Genomic DNA, 8,327 nt, shown 5'->3' with positions numbered 1-8,327 from the left:
CCGGTTGGGTGACAGCCCTTACCGGATGGGTTTTGAACCCATTAGACTCCTTCAGCGAATTTCAAATGTGGCTCTTTCGCCACCTATTCCAACGCTCCAGACTTCGCCTGGCGCTACGATACACAATTTTCAACAGCAGCTTCTTTTTGTATCATGCGATATTGTTACGGGCTGCGAGTTGAACGTTTCGGGTTATAAAAAAGGATTGTTTCGATTAACAACTCGCAACACGTATAATAGTTGCCATAAATATGCTCCGTTTTAAATGAGGAAACTGTCTGAGTGTATTAGAGATCGTTAAGAAAGAACTAAAATAGAATATGCTTATTTTACGACAATCATTCTAATAGCAAAATAAATTATAATATAGTTAGTCTGTTGTTTCTTTACGATCTCTTATATACGAGTTTTTTATCGTTTAAAACGGAATATATTTATGGCAAACACTATAACTCGTAACCCGGAACATTTACGTGATACCAAACAAACAAGTTTAAAAAGGCGCATTATGGTTATCGACAAATGTCGTTACCAGGTTAAATACCAAGCCTCTTTAAACATGCATCCTCCGGTTTTCCTGTTTTTGTGTTCCAGCCGAACTGCTGCCAGTAATCTTCCATCATCTTTTCAATATTGATAGTCCTGCCCTTGTTTGCGCCTTCTTTCAGCGGCGGCCTTCCCAGAGCCCTGTCGCTCATCTGGTAATCTTTGGGCTCGATACCATGCTTTATATTAAACAGTTGTCTTAAGGTCTGTATGCGTTCTCCAACTTCCATGTACTGACCGGGCGTTTTTTCCCAGCCGGTGGCTGCGTTAAGCCAGTCGAACAGGGGAAGGCCATTTGCTCCCAGAAAGGCCCCGAACAGACAACACCCGGCCCCATTCATCACATTCATGTATTTGCTGCAGGCAGCACCGGCAACAGCCTTTTTTCTGTCAGGGAGATATTTGCTGTTTTTGGAATAGATCATTTTTACATCAGGAAGCGTCCGTATTTTTTTCCATAGCTGAAACATTTCATAATAAAGCTGGGAACCGATTGTATGTCTTCCCGGTGTCGGTTCCACGCAATTATGCAGCGCAAAGCCCGGATCATTTCTTCCATCGTGCATGGCCAGCTCCTGCCCACCGGCTTGGATGGCATATGGCATGGCACTTTTTCCGATCTTTTGGGCGGCCATCTTGGAACCGTCGGCAAGAAGGTCACCGATGCCTTCTCTTTTGACCATCTTTTCAACCAGCGCCACGATTGCACCGGAATTTCCCCAGGTAAGCTCAAGCCCGTCTGTATCTTGTTTGGTAATAATGCCTTTCTCATAACATTCAAGGGCAAAAGCCACTGTTCCTCCAGCCGATATTGAATCCATACCGGCCCTGTTAAGTACCTCGTTGAGGTGAAAAATGCTGTCCGGGTCATTATTCATGCACAGCCCACCAAGGGCGAGCACAGTCTCATACTCCGGTTTATGCGTTTCGGCGTATTTACCCTTAATGGAGCATATGCCGCCACAGCCTAACGGACATGAATAACAATGATATTTTACAATCACACATTTGGTAAATATATCCGGGTTCAGCGGTTCGGATTTTTTAGTCCCGAAATCCTTATTGCTCCCTTTCCAGTTTTTAATGGGGGAATCACCTATCTCTATGGATATCTGGTTCGTGCTGACTGTGCCCCACTTAGCAAGCATTGATATATACATCTTGCTATTCATTGCCATCTGAGCTGGAAGGACTCTCATCAGCGTGCCGATACGCGCCGACATGATCCCTTTTATAAATTCCGACTGATCTTTTACCGAAGCGTTGCAGGCTTTGCTTAAATTTTTTATCTTATCCGGGCGGTAAGATTTAATACGCCCGGCACCACCGAGCACGACTGCTTTTAATTTTTTTGATCCCATCACTGCGCCCAAGCCGGACCTAGCTGCCATCCTGCCCAGATCATTTGAAATACCGGATATCAGGGAAAGTTTTTCTCCTGCAGGACCGATACATGCCACACGTGGTTTTTTGCAATCTGCCTGTTTGATCAAGGCTTTTTCCGTTTCCACCGTATCCGTTCCCCAAAATTCGGAGGCATCTTTTATTTCCGCTTTGCCTTTATCCACAAAAAGATAAACCGGTTTTTTGCTGATCCCTTTAAAAAAAATGCCATCATATCCACATCTTTTTATAGCCGGTGAAAAGTTTCCACCGCAGTTTGCATCACCCCACCCCCCTGTAAGCGGAGATTTTCCCACCACCATCCACCTGCCGGTAAAAAGGCTTCCGGTTGCGGTTAAAAGTCCGGAAAGAAACCCAAGTATATTTTTAGGCCCCAGCGGATCGGCATTTGCAGGCATGCGGTTGTAAAGCAGGTAGGCACCCAGGCCCAAACCCGACAGATATTTCTCATACACACTGTCAGCAATTGTTTCTTCCTCAATTTTACCTGAACTTAAATCCACCCACAGAACTTTGCCCATGTATCCTCTGTTCATTTAATTCTCCCTGTAGTCACTATAGTAATTTTCAAAAATATGTTCCGCTTTAAATGAGGAAACTGTCTGAGTCTATTAGCTCACAGCTGACAGTAAATTTGAAACAAGTCTTTACCTATAAGCTACTTATTTCTAGAATAGGTCGGCAGTGCCAAATTGTCATTGCTTAACTCGATATAAGTCGTTTCCCCGTGACACACCATAGCCGGAACCTGCCAGGCAACTTTACAGCCGTTAATGATGGCCGGAAAGGTAACCACTAAATAATATTGTCCTGCTTTCACATCAGCAAACCTGAAAGCCCCGTCGGGAGTTGTCAGAGTGCTTGCGGCAATATAAGCCGGATTTTCCATCTTTTCTCTTACTTTTTTAAAAAAATGAATATGGGCATTCCTGATACATTCAATTTGTTTATGTTTATCCATAGCAGAAACTTCGCTATCTTGGTTAACCTCAAATTTTTCGGTCACAAGCAACACCCTTATCCAATCACCATGTACCACGTTTCCCTGCTTTGTTTTGAGCCCAAGACTGCCGCTAATTTTCCCTCCCTGGGCAAAAGAAAGGGAAACCGGCATGATTATAATGCCGGTTACCAATATATGGATCCACAGCCGTTTTTTCATATTTATAGGATAAATCGTATCTGGATTTTTAATCGGTCGACTTTAATAATATTGTCCATGGTAATCAAGAAAATATTATCATTTCCATTTTAAAGCGCACTTATGCCATTGCTTAAAGCCGAATTTGCCTTGACAAGCATCGTCATCCTTACTACATGTTTTCTTTTTAGAAAATGGAAAAAACAGTCCTGGTAAACGACCAAGCACATATGATTAACCCAATAAACCATTGAATGAAAGGAGACTGGTACAGATGGCAAATTTAATTCCACCTCATGGAGGAAAGGGCTTAACCTGCTGCCTGCTGGAAGGCGCAGAACTGGAAGCGGAGAAGAAAAAGGCTGAGGGCCTTAAAAGAATCTTGGTATCCCCACGGGTAAAGGGCGACCTGATCATGATGGGAATCGGCGGATTCAGCCCTCTTACAGGATTTATGACCAAGGCGGACTGGAAAGGCGTATGTAGCGACTTTCTCCTTGCCGACGGAACTTTCTGGCCCATCCCGGTAACCCTTGATGTTTCAGCCGAGGATGCAGGCGCAATCAGCGAAGGGGACGAAATAGCTCTCTACGACCCTGAAAAAGAAGAAATGCTGGCAACCATGAAAGTGACCGAAAAATACGAAATGACCGAAGATGACAAAAAATTTGAGTGCGAAAAGGTCTTTATGGGAGAAGGAACTCCAACGGCTGAAGAATTCTGGAAAATTGCCAAAGACGATCATCCAGGTGTTCAAATGGTCATGGGACAAAAAGAGTTCAATCTGGCCGGACCGGTAAAAGTTCTCACCGAAAGTGAATATCCCACAAAATATGCCGGCGTCTATATGCGACCGGAAGAATCCAGAAAGATATTTGAAGAAAAAGGCTGGAGCGAAGTCGCTGCCCTCCAACTCAGAAACCCGATGCACAGGTCACACGAATATCTTTGTAAAATCGCCGTAGAGGTCTGTGACGGGGTTTACATCCATTCCCTGGTAGGAAATCTAAAGCCCGGGGATATCCCGGCCGAAGTTCGGGTAAAATGTATCGACACTCTGGTCAAGAATTATTTCGTGGAAGACAATGTGGTTCAGGGCGGATACCCCCTTGACATGCGTTATGCCGGCCCCAGAGAAGGTCTGCTTCATGCCACTTTCCGCCAGAATTACGGCTGCTCGCGCATGATCATCGGCCGAGACCATGCAGGGGTGGGAGATTTTTACGGGATGTTTGAAGCCCAGACAATTTTTGACAAAATCCCCACACCGGAGGGAGGCAAAGCCCTGCTCTGTACCCCGCTGAAGATTGACTGGACATTCTACTGCTACAAATGTGACGGCATGGCTTCAATGAGAACCTGCCCCCATGGCAAAGAAGATCGAGTTCTCCTTTCAGGGACCATGCTGCGCAAGATGCTCTCCGAAGGCGAAGAACTTCCGGATCATTTCGGCCGTGACGAAGTGGTGGCAATCCTTCGAGAGTACTATGAAGGTCTTACGGAAAAAGTTGAAATCAAGCTTCACGGGGCTGCCACCGGCGAATAACTTTTTTCCAATAGTGACAATCAAAGCAAAAAAAAGGGAGATGCCGCAAAGACATCTCCCTTTCGAGACCATGGTAAAAGTGCCTTTTTGCTAAGGTTTTCCTCTCACAGCCGTCCTTTCCTCAGTATTGCAATCAAAAGCCACATTCCCATTATCGCGGCGGTTAAAAATCCGACGATGCCGATCAGGGATATTCCGTAAAAAAGCGGTGGAACATCAGAGATAACGATCAAAGCGGACCCGATGATCAGGGCAGCAATGATGATAGAAAATGATACCCGGTTGCTTATCTGATCATAAGTGGAAAGCATGGTCTCAAGACCACGGTGCTCTAAATTTAATGACAGATTCTTATTTTTAAGCAAATGGGTGATTTCAAGAGCGTCTTTGGGGAACTGCTGCATAAATTGTAGAATCTCTGATGCCAGATTATAAAAGTTTCCGGCAATCCTCTTGGCGGTAAATCTTTCCAGTATTGCCCGTTTGATAAAAGGTTTGGTGTGGCCGATCATGTCGAAATCAGGATCGAGCATCAAAGCAACGCCTTCGGCGGTGGTAAGCGCCTTCATCATAAGGAAAAGATCGGGCAGAATCGTCAGTCGGTGCCTGGAAGTCAACTCTATCATATTTTGAAGCAGTTTGCCGATTTTAATATCCTTTAACGGCTTGTAGAGATGCTGCATCATGAACTCTGAAACATCTTTTTCAAAAAAACGAACATCCGGCGCTGTATCCCAGGTGGTCAGTTTAAGAATCGTCTGGGCTGCTTTTGATTCGTCCTTTCTCACAATGCTGTCAAGCAGATCAACAAATCTTTCTTTGGTAAAGGTATCCACACTGCCCATCATGCCAAAATCTATCAAACAGATTACATTGTTGGCCAGGACAAAAATATTGCCGGGATGTGGATCCGCATGAAAAAATCCATAATCAAAAACCTGCTTGAGTGATAATTCAGTTCCCCGAACCGTAATAATATTTCTGTCAAGACCGGCATCTTCGATCCGATCAATTTCAGACACCTTGATGCCTTCAATAAATTCGGCCGTGAGGATACGTTCGGTGGACTTATCACGAAACACTTTGGGAATATAAATATTCGGGTCGTCCAGAAATTGCATGGCAACTCGCTGCATGCTGGTCGCTTCAATGGTGTAGTCGATCTCTTTTTCAAGAGTTCTGGCATATTCCTCCACGATTTTAATGGGACGCTGCAAAACCATCTCTTCTATATGGCGTTCCATAAGTGTGGCAAGATGAAGCATTATTTCAAGATCGACTTCTATAACCTTCGTTATTCCGGGACGCTGAACCTTAACCGCCACCTCTTCGCCATCTTTCAACCTGGCCCGGTGCACCTGTCCTATGGAAGCAGAAGCGAAAGGTTCTTCATCAAAAGAGTTAAAAATATCTTCAAGCTTAGAGCCAAGTTCGGACTGGACAATCTGCTTGGCTTCACTGAATGGAAATGGAGGAACTTTATCCTGAAGCTTGGCAAATTCATCAATAAAATCAACCGGCACCAGATCGGGGCGGGTGGAGAGTATCTGGCCCAGTTTAACATAGGTTGGCCCAAGTTCTTCAAGAGCCATCCTGATTCTTTCCGCCCGTGTCAGTTTTTCAACACGCTCACGACGTTTCCTGGAGATCATTTGAAGCCCGATCTCAATGTACTGGTCAATTTTCAGCCGGTCTATAAGATCACCATAGCCGTATCTGAAAAGAACGGTCAGTATCTGGCGATAGCGATTGAAATGGCGATAAGTCCGCCCTAACACACCTATTTTTTTTATACTGAGCATAGGCACGGTTTGCTGGTTTAAGATTTTAACTCAAGTTTCGCACCCCTAATTTTAGTCACCTTTAAAACGGTAAGGGGTAAAAATTTATGGTTATCCCTTATCGCCTGCGGCTTAGGCCAAACTAAAGGGTGCAAAATATGAGTTTTAAATCATCAATTTGAGACTTTTGGAAAATGGATGGCTGTGTTTTTTCTACTGATCCTTGCTAACGGCACTTTTAAGCTCTCTGATTTCCTTTTTTAACGCCTTCAAATCATCAGTCGTTACGATATCCGCTTTTTTAAGAAATTCCTTTACGGTCTTTTCCACCCTGTTTTCCAGTTTTTCCTGGACTTCCTCATATCGTTTGGAAAGATCATCCAAAAACTTTTTTCCGTCTTTTTCCGACATTTTACCTTTATCAACAAGTTCTTTGGCTAAGCCTTCTACTTCATCCTTTGCTAAAAGTGCAAGGCCAATACCGGTAAGCATGGTCTTTTTAATTAAATCAAGCATAATAGCCTCCAGAATCTATTTTAGTTTACCAATAACCGAACTGGCTATGGTATTTTTCTGAATTTCCTTGGTGCCTTCATAAATTTCGGTAATTTTTGCATCCCGGTAGAACCGTTCAACTTCATACTCCGCCATGTACCCATATCCACCCAAAAGCTGTATGGCCTCGTCAGCAACTTCCACAGCAGTGCGGGCCGCATACATCTTTGCCATGGATGTCAGTTTGGGATCGATACGGCCCTGGTCAAAGTTCCAAGCAGCCTTGTAAGTCATTAGCCTGGCAAGCTCTATTTTGGTAATCATATCCGCAAGCTTATGCTGGGTAACCTGAAACTGGGCGATTTTTTTGCCGAATTGTTCACGCTGCTTAACGTAAGCAAGTGCCCGATCATAGGCTCCCTGGGCGATTCCAAGCGCCTGCGCTGCAACCTGTATCCTGCTTTCATCAAAAAAATGAAGTACGTGATAAAATCCCTTGTTTTCTTCACCAACCAGGTTGGACAGAGGCACCCGAACATCCTTTAATATCACCTCCGTGGTGGACATGGTACTGATTCCCATCTTGTCTCCCACATCCGTAGTCGATAAGCCCTCCCGATCCGCCTCGACAAGGATCAAACTGATACCTCGGTAAGACGGTTTGACATCGGGATCGGTCTGGCACATCACAGAGTAAAATCCCGCCAGTCCGCCATTGGTGATAAAAGTCTTTCCGCCGTTAACCACCCATTCATCTCCATCTTTTACTGCAGTTGTATCCACAGACGTAATATCACTGCCATGATCCGGCTCGGTAAACGCACCGGCAGAAAGCATTTTTCCTTCTGCGACCTGGGGGATAAATTTTTCCTTCATTTCATCACTGCCGTAATGAACAATGAGTTCGGAAGCAAAACTGGAAAGGGCAACTGCGCTTCCGATGCTTGAATCCCCTCGACATAGCTCTTCAATCACCAGGATATCCTCCAGGCTGCCAAGCCCCTGTCCGGAATACTCCTCCGGAAAGTGCACGCCAATGAGACCGATTTCCCCGGCCTTTTGCCAAATTTTCCTCGGAAATTCATGGTTTTTTGCTAATTCAATGGCAAGATCCTTGTCGAATTCACCCTTTACGAAATCCCTGACAGCTTTTTGAATATCCTGTTGTGTTTTATTCAATTCAAAATCCATTCCTATTCCTCCACTCTTTTTCATTTTTATACATTGACGTTGTTAACATAAGCCATACAGCTATCATAGGAAAATGCATATTGCAAGGGGTGCCCCCATATTCCCCAGGGTAACCGCATTTGGTTTTTTAAGGATTTAGCCGAGCTAGATTAAATTGCGTAAGAAAACAGTATGTTATAACATGCTGAAATGATAAGAAATATCTAGACTTTTGTCTTAAAGT

The 8,327-nt window shown here is 44.4% G+C and carries 7 protein-coding genes; 2 read left to right on the top strand and 5 right to left on the bottom strand.

The window, feature by feature from the left end; genetic code table 11:
- On the top strand, positions 1-265 hold a 265-nt coding region (locus SWH54_14990), incomplete at its 5' end, for a hypothetical protein (GenBank protein ID MDY6792565.1).
- Positions 266-536: 271 nt separating this feature from the next.
- Here SWH54_14990 and SWH54_14985 read toward each other — a convergent pair.
- A complete protein-coding gene (locus SWH54_14985) occupies positions 537-2,486 on the bottom strand; it encodes an aldehyde ferredoxin oxidoreductase family protein (GenBank protein ID MDY6792564.1) in 1,950 nt (649 codons plus the stop codon).
- 122 nt (positions 2,487-2,608) lie between these two features.
- Positions 2,609-3,112 (bottom strand): carboxypeptidase-like regulatory domain-containing protein, encoded by a 504-nt coding sequence (locus SWH54_14980; protein ID MDY6792563.1) that lies wholly within the window; start codon positions 3,110-3,112, stop codon positions 2,609-2,611.
- 253 nt (positions 3,113-3,365) lie between these two features.
- On the opposite strand from SWH54_14980, the gene sat reads away from it, so the two are divergent.
- Complete coding sequence (gene sat / locus SWH54_14975; GenBank protein MDY6792562.1) at positions 3,366-4,637, top strand: sulfate adenylyltransferase; 1,272 nt, start codon at positions 3,366-3,368, stop codon at positions 4,635-4,637.
- Between the two features lie 104 nt (positions 4,638-4,741).
- On the opposite strand, the gene SWH54_14970 is transcribed toward sat, so the two are convergent.
- The 3 genes from SWH54_14970 to SWH54_14960 form a co-directional block, all read right to left on the bottom strand.
- Positions 4,742-6,439, bottom strand: coding sequence for an AarF/ABC1/UbiB kinase family protein (locus SWH54_14970; GenBank protein ID MDY6792561.1), 1,698 nt, complete (start codon positions 6,437-6,439; stop codon positions 4,742-4,744).
- Between the two features lie 192 nt (positions 6,440-6,631).
- Positions 6,632-6,934 (bottom strand): hypothetical protein, encoded by a 303-nt coding sequence (locus tag SWH54_14965; GenBank protein ID MDY6792560.1) that lies wholly within the window; start codon positions 6,932-6,934, stop codon positions 6,632-6,634.
- 15 nt (positions 6,935-6,949) lie between these two features.
- Positions 6,950-8,104 (bottom strand): acyl-CoA dehydrogenase family protein, encoded by a 1,155-nt coding sequence (locus SWH54_14960; protein ID MDY6792559.1) that lies wholly within the window; start codon positions 8,102-8,104, stop codon positions 6,950-6,952.
- Positions 8,105-8,327 lie beyond the last annotated feature (223 nt).

This window comes from Thermodesulfobacteriota bacterium (genome assembly GCA_034189135.1).
Classification (GTDB): Bacteria; Desulfobacterota; Desulfobacteria; order Desulfobacterales; family JAUWMJ01; genus JAUWMJ01.
The sequence above is the reverse complement of the archived record's forward strand: the minus strand, read 5'-3'. Positions and strand labels throughout refer to the sequence as shown.

Excerpts from the sequence above, each read along its gene's own strand:
- SWH54_14985 (MDY6792564.1), bottom strand. The coding sequence starts at position 2,486 with ATGAACAGAGGATACATGGGCAAAGTTCTGTGGGTGGATTTAAGTTCA.
- SWH54_14980 (MDY6792563.1), bottom strand. The coding sequence starts at position 3,112 with ATGAAAAAACGGCTGTGGATCCATATATTGGTAACCGGCATTATAATC.
- sat (MDY6792562.1), top strand. The coding sequence starts at position 3,366 with ATGGCAAATTTAATTCCACCTCATGGAGGAAAGGGCTTAACCTGCTGC.
- SWH54_14970 (MDY6792561.1), bottom strand. The coding sequence starts at position 6,439 with ATGCTCAGTATAAAAAAAATAGGTGTGTTAGGGCGGACTTATCGCCAT.
- SWH54_14965 (MDY6792560.1), bottom strand. The coding sequence starts at position 6,934 with ATGCTTGATTTAATTAAAAAGACCATGCTTACCGGTATTGGCCTTGCA.
- SWH54_14960 (MDY6792559.1), bottom strand. The coding sequence starts at position 8,104 with ATGGATTTTGAATTGAATAAAACACAACAGGATATTCAAAAAGCTGTC.